The following is an 18,899-nucleotide window of genomic DNA, read 5'->3' as shown; positions in this document are numbered from 1 at the left end:
CTCGGTAATACCAGTGCGATGCTGAGTATTACTTAGCGCGTTCCAAGGCATTCCGCAAGTGGTGGAGCGGCAGGCTGGCACTGACCCAAAATCCCCACCTCGCGGACCAACCCGTCGACCAATGCCGCCGCATCGCGTGGGTGGAACAGGGCGCCGGCATATTCCAGCCGCAGGACCAGCGTGTCGCGCGGAACCACCACCAGGGTCAGCGGATAGCTCATCCGACCGCGGTTGCCGACCTCGCGGAAGGACAGGGTTGCTCGTTCGCTCTGCCGCAGGGCGTCGTCGACCGGATAATTCTCGAAGATCATGATGCTGTCGAAGGGAGCGGAGGCCGGGTCGGTCCAGCATTGAAGGGCAGGCGGCGGCGCATGCTCGTACTGTCGCGCGGCGATGTTGGCGGCCAGCAGCCCGCGAAGCCAATCGTCTTCCCGGTCGTCTTCGTGGGTGCCGGCTTCGACCACCTCGTGGACCAGCGGCAGGACGCCCACCAGCAGGCCGGTCACTTGGTCGATCCCCGGCATCTCGACGGACCGGCCGGACATGACGGCACCGAAGGCGACCGTGTCCTGTCCGCACAGCCGGGCCAGAAGCCGCAGCCAGCCGGCCTGGATCAGCGTGTTCAGCGTCACCTTCCGGGCGCTGGCGAAGCGCTGGAGTTGCCGCACCGCCGCCTCGTCGATGATGCGCTCCTCGGCCCCGTCGGGTCCCGGTTCGTCGGGGGGCGGCAGGATGGCGGTCAGGCGGGTGGGCGCCGGCAGGGCGGCAAGACAGGACCGCCAGTGCGCTTGCGCGGCGGCGCGATCCTGCACCCGGCTGCGCTCCTGGGTCCAGGCGACCAGATCGCGGACCCGCGCTGCCGGCGGGGGCACCGTTTCCCCGTCGTAAAGCCGCAGGATCTCGCCCAGCAGGCGCGACATGCTCCAGCCGTCGAGCAGCGCATGGTGCCAGGTCCACAGGAAGCGGTGGGTGGAAGGGCCGGTGCGCGCCAGCACGACCCGCATCAGCGGCGCCTCGGCGAAGTCGAAGCCACGGTGGTACTCGTCGTCGCACAGGTCCTGCCAGGATGCATCTGGATCGGGTTCGTCCTGCCAATCCAGAAGGGTGAAGGGCATCTCCGCGGTCTTGCGCACGACCATGACCGGCTCGTCGACGCCGTCGCGCACCAAAGCGCCGCGCAGCACGTCGTGACGGGCGATCACCGTGCGCCACACCGCCGCCAACCGATCGACGTCCAGCCCGTCAATGACTGCCCAGACTTGGACGGTGTAGGCCCGGGACCGCGGGTTGGCGAGGCCGTGTTGCAGCATCGCCGCCTGCATGGGAGTCAGCGGCAGGATGTCGGCGATGGCGGGGGCGGGCACCGGCAGGGCATCGATCTGCGCCTGGCTCAGCCGGACGAGCGGGAAATCGGATGGGGTCGCCTGACCCGCCTCGACGCCGGCACAGTGGGCGGCCAACTCCGCCAATGTGGCCCGGACATCGTCCATCAGACCGTCGATCGTCCCATCGGGGAAGAGGGCGCGGCTGGCACGGGCATGCAGGACCAGTTCGCCCGCCATCACCTGCCCGTCGATGGAGATCATGGCGCCCAGCGGCGCATCGGGATCGGTGCCGGCGCCGCATTCCTCCGGGGCCGGGCGCCAGGGAGCGTCGTCCGCGGCATCGAATCGGCCCAGATAATTGAAGGAGATGGCCGTCGGCGTGCCGGACAGGGCGGCGCGGGCCTCCGGCGGTCCCAGATGGCGCAGCAGGTTGAAGCCGATGCCGCCATCGGGCACCGCGCGCAGCACCTCCTTGACGTGGCGGATGGCGCCGTCGCAGGAGGCGGGCGGTGCGAGACGGACGGGATAGACGCTGGTGAACCAGCCGACGGTCCGGCCGATGTCGATGTCCGGGAAAAGTGCGTCGCGCCCGTGCCCTTCGACATGGACGGTCAGGGCGTCGCGTCCGAAGCGGCGGGTGGCCGCAAGGGCGACGGCGGTGAGAAGAAGGGTGTCGATGCGGGTGCGGTAGGCGGCCGACGCCTCGGTCAGCAGCCGGCGGGTCGCTTTTCCGTCAAGCCGCAGGCTGTGGGTGACGGCATGGCGCCGCGTATTGAGTGAAAGCTCGCCGATGGTCGGCAGGGGCGGCGTGTCCAGCGCGGCGCGCCAATGGTCCAATTGGTCGAGGAAGTCGGGAACCGCGTCGGCCAGCCGCCGCGTCCACAGGGTGAAGGGCGTGCCGGCGGCGGGCAGCCGGTCCAGCAGGCAGGGACCCTGCAAGGCCGCCGCCAGTTCCTCCAGCAGGATGCGCCAGGAAACGCCGTCCACCACCAGATGATGGGCGACCAGAAACAGCCGCTGCCCACCATCGGCCTTGCGGATCAGCAGCGCCCGCAACAGCGGCCCCTGCGCGAGGTCGAGGGCGCCTTGCAGTTCGTCGCACAGCCGCGTGACGGCGGCATCGTCGGCGGCCGTCGCCTCCTCCAGCGGGATGGCGGCCGGCCCGTCGGCATGGGTCTGCGTCCAGCCGCCATCCGGCTGCCGGGTGAAGCGCAGGCGCAAGGCGGCATGCCGGCCTGCGACCATGGCGAGCGCCGCCGCCAGCCGTCCGGGGTCCACCGGCGTCGTCGCGGCGAGCAGGACCGACTGGTTCCAGCGGTTGCGGTTGGGGATCGGCTGGTCGAAGAACCAGCACTGGATCGGCGCCAGCGGCGAGGGGCCGGCGGGAGGTTCGGCGACGGCCACGGTCGGCGCCGCTTCCTCCGCCACCACGGCCAGGGCCGCGATGGTCTGGCGTTCCAGCAACTGCTTGGGCGTGATGCGCAGGCCGGCGGCGCGGGCGCGGGCGACGATCTGCAGGGCGATGATGGAATCGCCGCCGATCTCGAAGAAATTGTCGGTGACGCCGACGTTTTCGACGTTCAGCGCGTCCCGCCACAGCTGGGACAGCAGTTCCTCCACCGGGGTCGAGGGGGCGGCCTGCACGTCCGTTTCCCAACGCGGCGCCGGCAGGGCGGCGCGGTCGAGCTTGCCGGTCGGCGTGACCGGGATCGCGTCCAGCACCATCAGCCGCGCCGGCACCATATGGGCGGGCAGGCGCCCGGCCAGCGCTGTGGCCACCGCCGCCGGATCGGGGCGATGGCCGGCGGCCGGCACCAGATAGCCGACGAGCCGGGTGACGCCGCCGGTCTCCTGGGCGATCACCACCGCCTCGCGCACACCGGGTTCGGCGGCGAGATGGGCCTCGATCTCGCCCAGCTCGATGCGGAAACCGCGCAGCTTGACCTGATGGTCACGCCGGCCGAGGAACTCGACGGTTCCATCCTCGCGCCAGCGGGCAAGATCACCGGTGCGGTAGAGGCGGGCACCGGGACCGCCGAACGGGTCGGGGACGAAGCGCTCGGCCGTCGCCGCCGGACGATCGAGATAGCCGCGGGCAAGCCCGCCGCCGCCGATCCACAGCTCGCCGGTGACGCCGACCGGCAGCGGGTTCAGGTCGTCGTCGAGGATGTGGGCGCTGCGGTCGCCGACCGGGCGGCCGATCGGCACATAGGGGGAATCGGGGAGGCAGCTGCCGTCGCCCTTCCACACCAGCGGCGTCACCACCGTCTCGGTCGGGCCATAGCCGTTGATGGCGTGGCGGGGCCGCAGGCTGCGGAACAGCCGCTCCAGCCCGGCGCGCGGCATCGCCTCCCCGCCGAAGGAATAGAGCTGGACGGGCGGTGGCTCGCCGCCCTGCTGCTCGGCCCAGGATGCCAGCTGCTGCAGGTATTTGGGTGGGAAGCCGGCATGGGTCAGGCGATGGCGGCGGATGGCGTCATAGGTCTGCTCGGCGGTCCACAGGCTGTCGTCGCGCAGCAGGATGGCGCCGCCGGCCGCCAGGGCGGTCATCCAGCGCTCGTGCGCGCCGTCGAAGGTGAAGGACAGGAAATGCAGCTCCCGGCTGTCCGGTCCCATGTCGTAGACGGCGGCGGTGGCGATGCAGTGCATGGCGAGCGGGCCGTGCTCCACCGCCACGCCTTTCGGTGTTCCGGTGGAGCCGGAGGTGTGAATGACATAGGCGAGGCTGCGCGGGTGGATCGCCACGTCGGGGGCGTGATCGGGTTCGTCGGCGGCGTCCTGCGGGGTGAGTGTCGTAACGCCGTCCAGCGGGGTGGCGGCGATCAGCAGCGACAGGCCGGCGGCGTCGCGGATGGCATGCTGCCGGTCGGCTGGGTGGGCGGGGTCGAGCGGCACGAAGGCGGCGCCGGACTTCAGCACCGCCAGGAAGGCGACGATCAGTTCGGGCGAGCGGGGCAGGCAGATGCCGATGCGCCGCTCCGGCCCGGCGCCCAGCGCGATCAGACGGTGGGCGAGACGGTTGGCATGGCGGTCCAGCTCGCCCCGGCTCAGCACGCCGTCGCCGAACAGGATGGCGGGGGCGTCCGGCCGTTCGGCGGCGAGGCGGGCGAGCAGGACCGGCACCGGATCGGGCGTCGCTCCGGACCAGCCAGGGTCGCGCGACCAGCAGGATACCGCGTGGATCTCCTCCTCGCTGCGCGGGTCGAGGGCGCGCAGCGGACGGTCGGGATCGGCGGCGACCTGGACCAGCAGGCGCTGCCAGCGCCGCAGGATGCGCGCCGCGGGACCGGCTGGGCCGCGATGGGCAAGGCGGACGAGGATCGAGCCGTCGGGCCGCCCGCTGCCCGCGAGGGCGAGGTCGAATTTGGCGGTGCGGACCGGCAGCTCCAGCGGCTCCACCTCCAGCCCATCGAGTCCATCGAAGGTCGTTGGATCCGGGCGGTGGTCGAACATGACCTGAACCGCCGGGCTTGCGCCCTGCTCCGGCCGGCCGGCTTCGAGGATGGCGTCGAGGGGAAGATCCTGGTTGTCCTGGGCGTCGGCCACCAGCCGGGCGACCTCGCGCAGCCAATCGCGGAAGGATCGGGACGGTGCGAGGCGCAGGCGCAACGGCAGGGTGTTGACGAAGCAGCCGATCGGCCGCTCCGCCTCCGGTTGCCGGCGGCCGGCGACAGGGATGCCGACGATCAGGTCGTCCTGTCCGCTCATCCGGCTCAGCAGCAGGGCATAGGCGGCCAGCAGCAACACGAAGGGCGTGCAGCCTTCGCCGGCGGCCAGCCCCTTCAGCCGGTCGGAAAGCTCAGGCGAAAGGACGGCGGTCTGTTCGCCGCCTTCATCGCCGCCTTCACTGCCGTTGCCATTCTCGCTGCCGGGCAGGCCCAGACGGGCCGGTGCGCCGGACAGGGTGTCACGCCAGAAGGTGGATTGGCGGTCCGCCTCGCCGGCGTCGAGCCACGCCGCCTGCCATGCGGCGATGTCGGCATACTGGACCGGCAGGCCGGGAAGATCGGGAAGATCGGGGAGGCGGCCTTGGCGGGTCGCGCGGTAAGCTGCCGCCACGTCGGCCATCAGCAGCCCGATGCTGGCGCCGTCGGCGGCGATATGGTGCAGCGTGACCACCAGCCAATGGTCGTCGGGCGCGATCCGCAGCAGGTCGGCGCGCCAGGGTTCCGCCCGCTCCAAATCGAAGGGTGCGGCGGCAAGCTGTTCCGCGAGGCTTTGCGCGTCGGCCGGACGGTCGGACAGGTCGTACCGACCCAAACGGAACGGCCGGGGTGGCCGCGTGACCGTCCACAGCCGGCCGTCGCCGTCTTCCCGGTAGACGGTGCGCAGGATGTCGTGCCGCTCGGCGACGGCGTTCAGCGCGGCCTCCAGCGCCGCCGCATCGAGCGCGCCGCGCAGCCGGAACACCCCCGGCATGTGGTAGGCGGCCGAGGAAGGATCGAGCCGATGCAAGGTCCACAGACGGCGTTGCGCGGGGGAGGCCGGCGCCGGTGCGGTCGGATCGCCGCGGCGGGGCACCGGCAGCCGGGAAAAGGCGATGCCGCGTGCCCGCAGCGCGTCGAGGAAGGCGCGCCGCCGTTCCGTCGGCAGGCGGGCGAAGCCCAGCGCGATGTCGTGCAGGGTGGGGGCGAGCGTGTCGGCCATGTACCGGAACCGTCCGTATCGTGAAAGGGGGGAGCTGTCAGGCAGCGGCCCGGTCGAGTTGTCCCGGCTCGGTCTCTTCCGCGCGGAGCGCACGGGCGAGACCGGCGGGGGTCGGGTGGTCGAAGACGATGCCCGGCGGCACCTCCACGCCCAGCCGCTTGCGCAGGCGCGACACCAGCTTGATCACCAGCAGCGAATGGCCGCCAAGGTCGAACAGGTTCTCGGCCAAGCCGACCCGGTCGCGTTCCAGCAGGCCGGCGAACAGCCCGGCGATGAGCGTTTCCAGCGGTGCCGCCGCCTCGTCCGCTTCGGCGGTGGAGCGCGCCGTCTCCGGCAGGGCGGCCCGGTCGATCTTGCCGTTGCCGAGCCGCGGCAGGCGGTCGAGCGGCAGCAGCTCCGCCGGGACCATGGCGTCGGGCAGCCGGCGCCGCAGCTCCTCCCGCAGCGCGGCCGGGTCGAGGGCGGCCCCGGCGGACGGAACGGCATAGCCGACCAGCCGCCCTTCGCCCCAGACCTTCACCGCCGCCTGGGCGACGCCGGGCAGGGCGAGGATCGCGGCCACGATCTCGGCCGGTTCGACGCGGAAGCCGCGGATCTTGACCTGATCGTCCGCGCGGCCGACCAGCTGGAGGCCACCGTCCGGCAGCAGCCGGGCAAGGTCGCCGGTGCGGTACAGCCGCCCTCCGTCGCGTTCCGGATCGGCGCGGAAGGCGGGATCGTCCGGGCGGCCGAGATAGCCGCGGGCGACCTGGGCACCGCCGATGACGAGTTCGCCGACGGCGCCGATCGGCACCGGCCGTCCCGCCGGGTCGAGCAGCAGCACCCGGCTTCCCGCCAGCATGCGGTCGAGCGGCAGTTGGTCCGGCAGCGGGCTTTCCGGCGGCAGCGCATGGACCATCACGCCGACGGTGGTCTCGGTCGGGCCGTAATGGTTGAAGACGCGGCAGCGGGGGGCCGCGGCGCGGATGGCCTGCAGCAGCGGCCGGGCGGTAGGCTCCCCGCCGAGAATGAGCGTGCCGGGAAGCACCGGAGCCGGCGTGTCGATCAGGGCCGCCAGATGGGACGGCACGATCTTCACGCAATCGATTGCCTCGTCGGCGATGAAGCGGGCGAAGGCGGCGCCGTCGGTCATCGTCGCCTCGTCGGCCACCACGAGGCAGCCGCCGGCGGCCAGCACCCCGAACAGCGAGGTGTTGCCGAGATCGGCGGCGACGGTCGAGGTCAGGGCGAAGCGGCGGCAGGCGGCGAGGTCGAGCGCCGCACCGGACGCCGCCACATAGGATGCGAGCTGTCCATGCTCGATCACCACGCCCTTCGGCGTGCCGGTGGAGCCGGAGGTGAACAGCACGTAGGCGGCATCCTGCGCGGTGACGATGGGCAATGCGGCGTCGGGCGCCGGCTGTGCCAGGAGGGCGGCCAAATCGGCGGCATCCAGCACCCGGCAGGGGTCGGCCGCCGCGATCACCGCGGTCCGCCGCGCTTCCGGCCAGTCCGGATCGACCGGCACATAAGCGCCACCGGCCCGCATCACCGCATGCAGAGCGATGACCAGTTCGGCGGAGCGGGGCAGGGCCAGCACCACACGCCGCCCAGGTTCGACCCCGTCGCGGTGCAGATGGCGGGCCAGACACCCGACCAGTTGGTCGAGTTCGCAATAGGTCCACCGGCGTGTGCCGTCCTGCAGCGCCGGGGCGTCGGGATGGCTGGTGGCGAGGCCCGACAGCAGGGCGGGGATGGTCGGCGCGGCGGCGGGTTCGTGGCCGGCGAGAGCCGCGTGGCAGCGGCGGTCGCGCTCCGCCAGCAGCGGCAGGTCGGCGACGCGGCCGGCGCGATGGCCGGGAAGGGAAGCCAGGGCGGCGAGATATTGGTCGGCCAGCGCCTCGATGGCGGCGACGCTGAAGCGGGCGGGATCGGCGTGCAGGGTGACGCCCACCGGCTGTCCGCCGGCCATCGTCACCTCCAGGGTGAGGGCGCCGGCCGGTCGCGGCGCCGGCCAGCCGCGCGGCTTCCAACGCAGGCCCCCGTTGTCGATGGTTTCCCGGGGGTCCGTCAGGGCGAAGGCCGCCGCACCGGGCGACAGGACGCCGTCCGGTCGCTGTTCCTGCGCGTCGCGGTGAGCGTCCATCATCGACGTGACACGGGCGAGCAGCCTGTCGATGGTTTCGTCGCCGGACAGGCTCAGGGCCAGCGGCAGCGTGTCTTCGAAGGCGCCGATGCCGTCGGCGAGCATGTCGTAGTCGCGGCGCGGGTCGTTGATCCACAGGCCGCGGAACGCGTCCTCGCCGGTGATTCGCGCGATCAGCATCCACCATGCGGCCTGCAGCACGGCATCGACCGGCTGCCCGAGGCTGCCGAGCCCGGCGGCGGTCTGCGGCGGGATGCTGCGGGTGGCGGTGCCAGCCCCCGGCATGACCGGGGCCGGGCCGGGGAGCCGCGGGTCGGTCAGGGCTTCCAGCCCCAGGCCGGCCCAATAGGCGCGTCCGTGCGCCGCATCCTCCGATGCGTCCAGCTCCTCCCGCCATGCGGCGAAGCGGGCAAGGCCGATCCCGGCGGCGGGCGTCCTGCCGGCATAAAGGTCGGCGATGGCGGCGACGAGCCGGGTCAGTCCACCGCGGTCGCAGACCAGTGGTGAGACGGCCAGCGTCAGGGTGGCACTTTCGGCCCCGTGCCGCGACAGCTGCGCGCGGAAGACCCGGCCGGCGGCGGGGTCCAGCGGCATGGCCGTCTCGCTATCGGTCTCCGTCCATGCGACGAGAGGCTCGGCGCCGACGACCTGCCGCGGGGTCCGGAAGCCCGGCACCGGCAGCAGAGCCGTGCGCAGCGCGTCGAAGGTCGCGGCAGCCTCCTCCACCGCTTGGCGCATCCGGTCGGGATCGAGCGGGCCGTCCAGGTCGATGACCAGCTCCAGCGGCGAACCGTCGGGAGCGCCGTTGGCGATGGCGTCGAGGATGTCGCGCTGGCGCGGCGTCAGGGCGGTCGACTCGTCCATCACAGCACCTCCACGGCCCGGCGTTCGACGATGGCGCCCATGGCCACCACGATGCGGCGCGGCCCCTCGAACGGATCGCGGGCGTGGGCGGTCAGCATGTTGTCCACCATCACCACATCGCCGCGCAGCCATTGGAAACGCACCGCACAGGCCTCATACGCTTCGCCGATCAGGGCCATGGTCTCGTCCGGGATCGTCTCGCCGTCGCCGAACAGGACGTTGCGGGGGAAACGCTCGATACCGGCCATCTCCAGCAGGTCGGCCCGCACCTCCGGTTCCAGGCAGGCGGGGTGGTGGAGCTGCATCTGGTTGAAGAAGCTGCGCTCGCCGCTCAGCGGATGGCGGATCACCGCCGGGCTGCGGGTCCGGGTCTGCGGCGTGTCGGGGTCGAGCCAGCGCAGGTCGATCCCGCCGGCGGCACAGTGGGCTTCCACCGCCGCGCGGTCGTCGGTCTTGAAAAAATCGCGCCAATCGACGTCGAGACGCGGCGTGAAGGTGCGGACATAGAGCAGCCCGCGCGTCTCCAGCATCGTCACCAGATCGGCCGGCAGGAGCGTCAGCATCCGGCGGCAGTCGACGATGGGGGTGCAGCCGCCGACGGGCGCAACCTGCTCGGCGAAGAACCACTGCTTGCGCGGCCAGCGGTCCAGATGGCTGCTTTCGTTGTGGTAGAGGATCATCTGCCGCTCAGGATACGGCGTGGAACGGTAGGTGTTGCGCCCGCCCTCCTTCTTCGGCAGGTCGCCGTAGGAACCGAACAGCCCGGTCGGCTCCATCGCCTCGGCGAAGCATTCGAAGGCTTGCGGATCGGGCAGGGCGAAGCCGCGGAACAGGATGGCACCGTGGCGCAGCAGCAGATCGTCGATCAGCCCGCGGTTGCCCTCAGCCCAGGCGACCGGGTCGAGGTCGGGCGTTGCCGGCTCCAGCATGATCGGAAAGTCCGAGCCCGGCGTCAGGAACGAGCGGCGGATGGGATCGGCGGCTTGCAACCGGGCCGGACGGCAGGGGGCCGCCGGCCCGCCGAGACGGGAGAGCTTGGCGCTGGCGCGCCGGGTCTGGTCCATGGGTGGGAACTCCTGACCGGCAGAAGGGGCGGGGAAGGGGGGAAGGACGGGCTGGGACGGGTCGGCGACCGCGCGTTCCAGCAGCGCGACCCAGGCGTCGTGGAACCGGCGCACGGTCGTGGGATCGAACAGGGAACTGGCGAACACCCAGTCGGCGGCCAGGGCCGGGCCGCCGGGGCCGTCGCCGCTGCCGCCGCCTACCGGCTCCAGGAACAGGGCCATGTCGAACTTCGACTGGCGTTCGGCGGGCGGGGCTTCGGCGATGACGAGGTCCGGCAGCTCCAGCGGCCCGCCGGGCACGTTCTGCAGCACGAACAGGACCTGGACCAGCGGATTGCGCCCGCGGTCGCGCGGCACCCCGACCGCCTCGACGATGCGGTCGAAGGGCAGGGCGTCATGATCGAAGGCGTCGAGGGCCGTCTGCCGGGTGCGGTCGAGCAGCGCGTCGAAGCTGACCCCCGGCTCCAGGCGGGAGCGCAGCGGCACGACATTGACGAAGAAGCCGATCAGACCCTCCAGGGCGCGATCCGGCCGGCCGGCGGTGTCGGTGCCGACCAGCAGGTCGTTGGCGCCGGTTTCCCGATGCAGCATGGCATTGAAGGCGGCGAGCAGGGCCATGAAGGGCGTGGCGCCGCGACGGCGCGCCCAATCCTCCACCCGGGCCAGCAGGCCCGCATCCAGGCGCAGGCGCAGGGAGTCGCCGCGCGTGGAGGCGATGGCCGGGCGCGGCCGGTCGGTCGGCAGGGCAAGCACGGTCGGCGCCCCGGCAAGGCCGTCGCGCCAGAAGGCGATCTCGCGCGCCAGCCGCTCGCCCGACAACAGGGTGCGTTGCCAGACCGCGTAATCCGCATATTGGACCGGCAGCGGCGGCCAGTCGGGAGCCTCTCCGGCCCGTGCCGCGCGGTAAGCGGCGGCGAGGTCGCGGCACAGCACGCCGACCGACCAGCCGTCGGCGATCATGTGGTGCATGGCGAACAGCAGCCGATGGGTGTCGGCGTCCATCCGCAGGAGACGGGCGCGCAGCAGCGGGCCGGCCGCGAGGTCAAAGGGGGTGCGCGCGTGCTCCTCCTCCCGCGCCCGGGCGCAGGACTCCCGCTCCTCCGGCGGCAGCCCGGACAGATCCTCCAGCGGCAGCGGTATCGACAGGGCGGGGGCGGCGATGGCGGCAGGCTCCTCGTCGCGCTCCGGATAGGCGGTGCGCAGGATCTCGTGGCGGGCGACGACGGCGTTGAGGGCCGTTTCCAGCGCCGCGGCGTCGAGATCGCCGGAAAGGTCCAGTCGGGCCGCCATCAGATAGGCGGTGCCGCCGCCAGACAGCCGGTCGACCAGCCACAAGCGTTGCTGGGCAGGGGACAGCGGCATCGCCTCCCGCCGTTCCACCGGACGCAGCGGCGGGGTATCGTCGTCTCCCGCGCCGGCCAAGGCGTCGAGCCGGGCGGCGAGGGCGCGGAGTTCCGAAGCCTCGAACACCGTGCGCAGGGGCAGTCCGGGCCAGCCGTCCCGGCGCAGGCGGGCGATCAGGCGGGCGGCGAGCAGGGAATGGCCGCCGAGGGCGAAGAAGTCGGCGTTGCGGCCGACGGCGCTTCCCGGCATCAACTCCTGCCAGAGCTGCGCGAGCCGGCGTTCGGTTTCGGTGGCCGGTGGCTCGTCCGCCGTGGCGGACGATGCGGTTTCGGCATCGGGCAACGCCTTGCGGTCGAGCTTGCCGTTGGCGTTGCGCGGCCAGGCGGTCATCCGGACCCAGCGGGTCGGCACCATATAGGACGGCAGCGTTTCGGCGGCATGGGCGGCGAGGGTCTCGGCAAGAACCTCCGCGTGGGGTTCTGCGGCGTGGGGCTCTGCGGGTTCCCACCATGCGGTCAGATGGTCGGCGCGGACCTGGACGACCGCACGGCGGACGGCCGGATGGCGTTCCAGCGTGGCCTCGACCTCGCCGGCCTCGATGCGGAAGCCGCGCAGCTTCATCTGGAAGTCGCCGCGCCCGGCCCATTCGATGACGCCCTGAGCCGACCAGCGGCCGAGATCGCCGGTGCGGTAGAGCCGGGCGCCCGGTGCGGCGTCCGGGTCGGGGATGAAGGACAAGGCGGTCCGGCGCGGGTCGCCCAGATAGCCGCGGCCGACCCCGATGCCGCCGATGGCGATCTCGCCGACGGTTCCCATCGGGACCGCGGCGAGGTCGCCGTCGACGATGCGCAGCTCCGCACCGGCGGTCGGACGGCCGATGGGGATGGTGGTGCCGGGGGCCGGTGCCGCGTGCAGCGGATGGAAGGCGACGTCGTCGGCGCACTCGGCCGGGCCGTAGGCGTTCATCAACGGGATGGCGGGATAGGCGTCGAACCACGCCCCGGCATCGGCGGCGGACAGCGCCTCTCCCGTCGGCAGGACCCAGCGCAGCGCCGGCAGCGGCCGTGGGCGCCCGCCGGCATCGCGCGTCTCTGCCAGGGTGCGCATCAGCGACGGCACCGGCTCGAACAGGGTGACACCCGCCTGCGCCAACCGGTCGAGCAGGGCGTCGGGGTCGCGCACCACGCCGTCCGGGATGATCTCCACCACCGCGCCCAGGAGGGGAGCGGTCAGGGTCTGCCAGACAGAGATGTCGAAGCAGGAGGGGGCGGTCTGGGCAATGACGTCCTGTTCGCCGAGTTGCAGCGGATCGACCTTCGCCAGCATGTTGTTCAGCATGCCGTCGCGGGTGACCATCGCTCCCTTAGGCGTTCCGGTGGAGCCGGAGGTGAACAGCACATAGGCGCGCTGGTCGCCGCGGGGCGGCGCCGCCGGCAGGCGGCCGTCCCCGGCGCGGGCCAGCAGATCGGCGATGGTGAGGGCGGGCAGGCCGCAGGGAACCGCCTCGTCACGGATCAGCAGCGGATGGCCGGCCTGCTCCATCACCTGGGCCCAGCGGGCCGGCGGATGGGCGGGGTCGAGCGGCAGCCACGCGCCCCCGGCCCGCAGCACCGCCACCATCAGGCACAGCAGCTCGAGGCCACGGGGGGCGAGCAGGGCCACCAGTTCATCGGGGCGAAGTCCCGCCGCATCGAGGCCGCGGGCCAGCCGTTCCGAACGCTGCCAAAGCTCGCCATAGGTCAGGCTGGAGCCCTCGCACCGGGCGGCGATGCGGTCCGGATGGGCCTCGGCGCGGGCGGCGACCCGCTCCACCCAGTCCGGCGACAGGCGGGGGGAGGCCGGGCCGGCGCTCCAGCCGCGCAAGGTTTGCGCCTCGGCCTCGCCCATCCGCGGCAGCGCCGCCAACGCGGTTCCGGCACCACGGGTCAACGACAGCAGGGCGGCGCGGAAGCCGTCGGCGATCCGGGCGAGGGTGGCGGCGTCGATCCGGCGGCCATCGGCGTCAATGGCGACCGCGAGCCGGTCACCGGGGAACACCTCCACCGTCAGGGCGTAGTGCGTGTGCTCCACATTGTCGCGCTGGCGCAGGTCGAGCGCACCGACGCGGCGCCGCCGTCCCTCCAGCATCGGCAGATTCTGGAAGACCAGCAGCGTGTCGAACAGCGGCCCGACGCCGGCCTGGGCCTGGATGTCGGCAAGGGCGCTGTGCTCATGCTCGCGCATCGCGGCATTGTCGGCCTGGATGCCGCGCAGGTAATCGCCGAGGCGGCGCTGGCCGGGTACGCGCACCCGCAAGGGCAGCGTGTTGATGAAGACGCCCAGCATGTGCTCCGCCCCGTCCAGTTCGGCCGGCCGGCCGGAGGACGTGACGCCGAACAGCACGTCGTTGCGTCCCGACCGGGCGGCCAGAACGAGGCCCCAGGCGCCTTGCACCAGCGTGTTCAGAGTGACGCCCAGCCCGCGGGCCGCGGCGGCCAGACGGGCGGTTTCCGCTTCGTCCAGCAGGTGGGACTGGCTGAGCGGAACCACGCTGCCTGATTCGGGCGCCGGGGACAGCATCGGCAGCGGAGTAGCGCCCTCCACGCCGGCCAGGAAGGTCCGCCAGAAGCCGGCGGCGCTGCGGTCGTCCTGGCGCAGGACCCAGGCGATGTGGTCGCGGAACGGACGGCGGGCGGGCAGGGCCGGGGACTCGTCCGCCAGACGGGCGCGGTAGCGTTCCAGCACCTCGTCCACCAGCAGGATCGAACACCAGCCGTCGACCACCAGATGATGGCGGCTCCACAGCAGCCACCAGCGCCCACTGCCGCAGCGGATCAGCGCAAGCCGCATCAGCGGAGCCCGGTCCAGCGCGAAGCCGCGCGCCCGGTCCTCTGCCAGGAGGGCGGCAAGGGCCGCTTCGCGACCGTCGTCGGACAAGTCGCTCCAGTCGCGGCGGGCGACGGAAAGCGTGGCCGTGCGCTCCACCAGCTGCAGGGGACGGTCCACCCCGTCCCAGCGGAAGGCGGTCCGCAGGATGGGGTTGGCGGCGACGGCGTCCTGCCAGGCGGCGGTGAAGGCGTCGGCGTCGAAGGGGCCTTCCGCCTCGATCACCAGCTGGTTGACGTAGGCGCCGCCGGCCGGGTCGATCAGGCCGTGGAACAGCAGTCCCTGCTGCAGCGACGACAGCGGATAGGCGTCCTCCAGTCCAGGACGCTCGGCGTGCAGCGCCGCCACCGCCTTGGCGTCGAGGCCGCTGAGGGCGAAGGGAGCGCGCTCCACCGGGGCGGGCTTGCTCTCGGCCGGCGCCTGCGGCCGTGGGGCGGCGGCGGTGATGGCGGCGGCAATGGCGCCAATGGTGCGCTTCTGGAAGAACAGCTTCGGCTTCAGGGCAAGGCCCTTCGGCCGCGCCTTGGCGATGACCTGAAGCGCCAGGATCGAATCGCCGCCGATGGAGAAGAAGTCCTCCTCGACCCCGACCGACGGGCGTCCCAGCACCTCCGCCCAGATGGCGGCGAGCGTCTGCTCGGCATCCGTCAGGGGCCGGCCGGCAGAGGGGGCGGTCGGGGCGGCGGCTTCGTCGTCCGGCAGTGACTTGCGGTCGATCTTGCCGTTCGGCAGGCGGGGCAGCGCCGGCAGGGCATGCAGCGCCGACGGCACCATCGCGTCCGGCAGGGCGGCGGCCATGGCGGTTCGCAGGGCGTCGGCGTCGAGCGTCGCCGGGGCGACGAAGGCCGCCAGGCGCAAGCCGGACCCGCCGCCAGAGGTCGCCGGACGGGCGAGGACGGCCGCCTCCACCACGCCGGGCTGGCGGCGCAGCCAGGATTCGACCTCGCCCAGTTCGACGCGGAAGCCCCGGATCTTCACCTGATCGTCGGCGCGGCCAAGGAATTCCAGGAGGCCGGCGGCGGTGAGGCGCACGCGGTCGCCGGTGCGGTACAGCCGGCCGCCGCTGCGCCACGGATCGGGCACGAATCGCTCGGCGGTCAGGGCCGGCCGGCCGAGATAGCCGGCGGCGACACCGCAGCCGCCGATGGCGAGTTCGCCGACGACGCCAAGCGGCACCGGGTCGCCGTGGCGGTCGAGCACCGCGGCATGAACGCCGGCCAGCGGGGCGCCGATGGGAACCGGAATGCTCGGGTCTCGAGGGGCGGGGGCGGTCAGGCAGCCGACGGTGGTCTCGGTCGGTCCATAATGGTTCAGCACCCGGCAGCCGGGGGCGAGCGCCCGGAGCCGGGCGACGAAGCCGCCCTCCAGCGCCTCGCCGCCGAGGACGAGGCAGCGGCGCGGCAGCAGCCGGGCCGGATCGGCCACCGCCATCAGCGCGGCGAGATGCGAGGGCACGATCTTCAACGCGTCGACCGGCCGGCCGGCGAAATGGCGGGCCAGCGCGTCGGGGTCGTCGGCGAGCGCCGGCGGGATCACCCGCAAAGTGCGTCCGCCGAGCAATGCCCCGAACCAAGCGGTGTAGCCGAGGTCGGCGGTCACCGACGCCAGCGTGGCAAGCGTGGCCTCCTCCGGCAAATCCATCGCCGCAAGCACGCCTTGGGCATACTGGGCGAGGTTGCCCTGGGTGACCACCACCCCCTTGGGCGTGCCGGTCGAGCCGGAGGTGTAGATCAGGTAGGCCGGCAGGTCGGGGCTGGCCGGGATGGCGCCGGGTGCGGAATCATCCGACCGGCCGTCGAACTCCAGCCACGCCGCTCCGCCAAGCCAGCCGGGTGCCGCGCCGTGGCCGACGACGGCGCGCGCGCCGCTGTCCGTCGCCAGGAAGGCGAGGCGCGCGTCGGGCAGCGCCGGATCCAGACAGAGATAGGCCGCTCCCGCCTTCCAGGCCGCGATCATGCCGACGGCCAACGCCGCGCCGCGCGGCAGCCACAGTCCGACGTGGTCGCCCGGCCGTACCCCGGCGGCAGCCAGCCGCCGCGCCAGCCGGCCGGCCGCGGCGTCGAGGTCGGCGTAGGTCAGGGTCCGGTCGCCGTCCTCCACGGCAGCGCGGCCGGGATGACGGGCGACGGCGGCCTCGAACAGCGCAAGGGCGGGGGTCGGCGTGCCGGCGGCGGGTCCCCGGCGTAGCGAACGGTCGGCGTCGTCCGCGGTCGCCTCCAGCGTGGCGACCGGAACATCGGGATCGGTGATCGCGCGGTCGAGCAGGGCAAGGAAGCCGCGCCGCATACGGGCCGAGGTCTCCGGCGCGAACACCGCCGGGTCTGCGCGCCATTGGCCGGTCAGCCGCTCGCCGTCGTCGACCCAGCGCAGGTTCAGCTCGTTGGCGGCGCCGCGCTGCTGGGCGAACAGCTCCCGCCGGACGGCGCGGTTGATGGCGGCGCGCTCGCCCACCGGGACATAGGTGGTCATGTGGCGGAACAGCGGCCCGTTGCCGCCGGCCAGCGCGGTGATGCGGGCGAGCGGCAGGCGGCGGTGACGCAGCAGTGCCATCAGCGTCCGTTGTGCGGTGCGCGCGAGGTCGGCGACGGTGGGGTTGCCGGACAGGTCGGCGGGCCAGGGCAGGGCGTTCAAGGTGTAGCCGATCATCGCGCGGTCGGCGGCGCCCTGCCGTCCGGACACCGGCGTTCCGACCATGAAGCGCTCCTGGCCGCTCCAGCGATGCAGGAAAATCTGGAAGACGGCGGTCAGCAGTGGGAAGACACCGACGCCGGCCCGGTCGGCCGCCGCGCGCACGCGCGCCGTCATGGCGGCATCGAGCCGAAGGTCGGTCTCATTCGGCGGGCCCGGTCGGTCGATGCGGTCGGCCGGAAGCTCCGGCGGCGGTGCCGCGTCCGTCACGAGCTTGCGCCAGAAGGCCTCCAGCCGCGCGAACTCGGGTCCCGATTGCAGCGCTCGCTGCCGTTCCAGCCAGTCGAAGTAGCGGCTGCCGGTCGCTGAACCCGCGACCGGCGGTTCCTCGTAAGCGGTGAAGGCCTGTTCGCAGAGGATCTCGAAGGACAGGTAATCGCCGGCGATGTGGTGCAGGACGACCAGCAGGTGCACCAGCCCGCCCGGCTCGGCCAGCAGCCGCACGCGGCAGGCGACGGCACGGTCGAGCGGCAACGGCAGGTCGGCCTCGTGCTCGAGCCAGCGCAGGCGGTCGGTATCGGTCATTGCCACGGTGGTGTGGACGGCGACATCGGCAGTGAATCCGGGCTGCCGTTCCATGACGAGGCGGCCATCGGCATCCTCGCGGTAGTGGCTGGACAGCGCCTCGTGCCCGGCGATGACCTGGGCGAAGGCGGCGGCCAGCCGTTGCGGGTCGATGCCGGGCGCAAGCTCCACCGCATAGGTCATGTTGTAGGCCGGATCCTCCGGCGCCAGATGCCAGGCTGTCCACAGGGCGCGCTGTTCCTCGCCGGCGGCAATGGCAGCGGAGGTTGGGGCGGGTGCGGTCGCGATGCTGTCCATGGCCGGATCCTCAGGCGGCGGGAAGGTCGGGGGAGCGCACCGGGTCGGCCATGGCGACCACGACCTTGCGCTTGCCGGTGAAGGGCTCCCGCCCATGGGCCGCCAGCATGTTGTCGAGCATCATCACGTCCCCTTCCTGCCAGGGAAAACTGCGGGTGCAGTCGTCCAGGACGGCGCGGATATGGTCCAGCGACTCGTCCTCGATCGGCGTGCCGTCGCCGTAGAAGACATGTCGGGGAAGCTCGGACTCGTCCTCCACCACCGCCAGCAGGCTGTCGCGCACCGCGGGCGGCAGGTTGGAGACGTGGAACAGGTGGGCCTGATTGAACCAGACCTCCTCGCCGGTCACGGGATGCCGGGCCACCGCCTGACAGACTTGGCGGGTGCGCAGTTCGCCGTCCTCGGTCCACTCCCAGGCGATGGCGTTGGCGCGGCAGAAACGCTCGACCTCCGCCGGATCGTCGGTGTTGAAGGCGCGCTGCCAGGGAAGGTCGAGCCCGTTCCCGTAATTGCGCACATACATCAGGCGCTTGGCGGCGAAGCGGGCGCGGATCGCCGGATCGATGCGCCGGGCGACCAGCCGGCTGTCGGCGATCGGCGTCGCCCCGCCGGTGGCGGCGGCGGTCACGCAGTGGAACCAGATCGTCTGCGGCCACTGCAGGGTATAGGCCTGCTCGTTGTGCAGCGGGATCGACTGGTGGGCCGGATATTCGGTGGAGGTGTAGACGCCCTTGTCCACCGCGGAGCGCGGGGTGGAGCCGAAATCATAGTCGAGCAGCGGCCGTCCGAAGCTCTCGGCAAAGGCGCGGAAGGGGGCGTCGCCATGCAGCCCGAAGCCGCGGAACAGCAATCCGCCGGCAACGGGCAGCCGGTCGCGCACCACCGCGTGGATGTCCGGCAGCAATTTCCGCCATCCACCGTCGTCCAGCGCGCCGTCCTTCGGCGTCACCAGCAGCGGCAGGTCGGCGCCGGGAAGCAGCGGGTGCACGGCCAGCGTTTCGGGGCTTGCGGCCGGGCTCGGATCGAAAATGCGCTGGTCCATGGGGTGATCGGTCCGTCCAATTGCGGGCAGGTCGACAGAAACGTCTTTACTGCGAGTGAGAATCGTTCTCATAGTGGGACAGAGCGTTGCTCCTGCCGGCAGGTGGGGCAGCA

Annotated in this window: 4 protein-coding genes; all 4 read right to left on the bottom strand. The window is 72.5% G+C overall.

Annotated features, from left to right (window positions below; translation table 11 throughout):
• Positions 1-32: 32 nt before the first annotated feature.
• From FZ029_RS08795 to FZ029_RS08780, 4 genes are read right to left on the bottom strand one after another with little or no spacing between them, the layout of a single operon-like run.
• Positions 33-5,972 carry a non-ribosomal peptide synthetase gene (locus tag FZ029_RS08795; protein WP_149268915.1) on the bottom strand — a complete coding sequence of 1,980 codons (5,940 nt, stop codon included), beginning with the start codon at positions 5,970-5,972 and terminating at the stop codon, positions 33-35.
• A 37-nt stretch (positions 5,973-6,009) separates the two neighbouring features.
• On the bottom strand, positions 6,010-8,961 hold the full coding sequence (locus FZ029_RS08790) for an amino acid adenylation domain-containing protein (RefSeq protein WP_188051874.1): 2,952 nt from the start codon (positions 8,959-8,961) through the stop codon (positions 6,010-6,012).
• A complete protein-coding gene (locus tag FZ029_RS08785) occupies positions 8,961-17,744 on the bottom strand; it encodes a non-ribosomal peptide synthetase (RefSeq protein WP_188051873.1) in 8,784 nt (2,927 codons plus the stop codon). Before FZ029_RS08785 ends, FZ029_RS08790 begins: the two co-directional genes overlap by 1 nt.
• Before the next feature lie 10 nt (positions 17,745-17,754).
• Positions 17,755-18,786, bottom strand: coding sequence for a TauD/TfdA family dioxygenase (locus FZ029_RS08780; RefSeq protein ID WP_149268912.1), 1,032 nt, complete (start codon positions 18,784-18,786; stop codon positions 17,755-17,757).
• Positions 18,787-18,899: the final 113 nt, after the last annotated feature.

Source organism: Azospirillum sp. Sh1, from assembly GCF_008365135.1.
GTDB lineage: Bacteria > Pseudomonadota > Alphaproteobacteria > Azospirillales > Azospirillaceae > Azospirillum > Azospirillum oryzae.
Note: the sequence above shows the minus strand (reverse complement) of the source record. Positions and strands in the feature narration are given on the sequence as shown.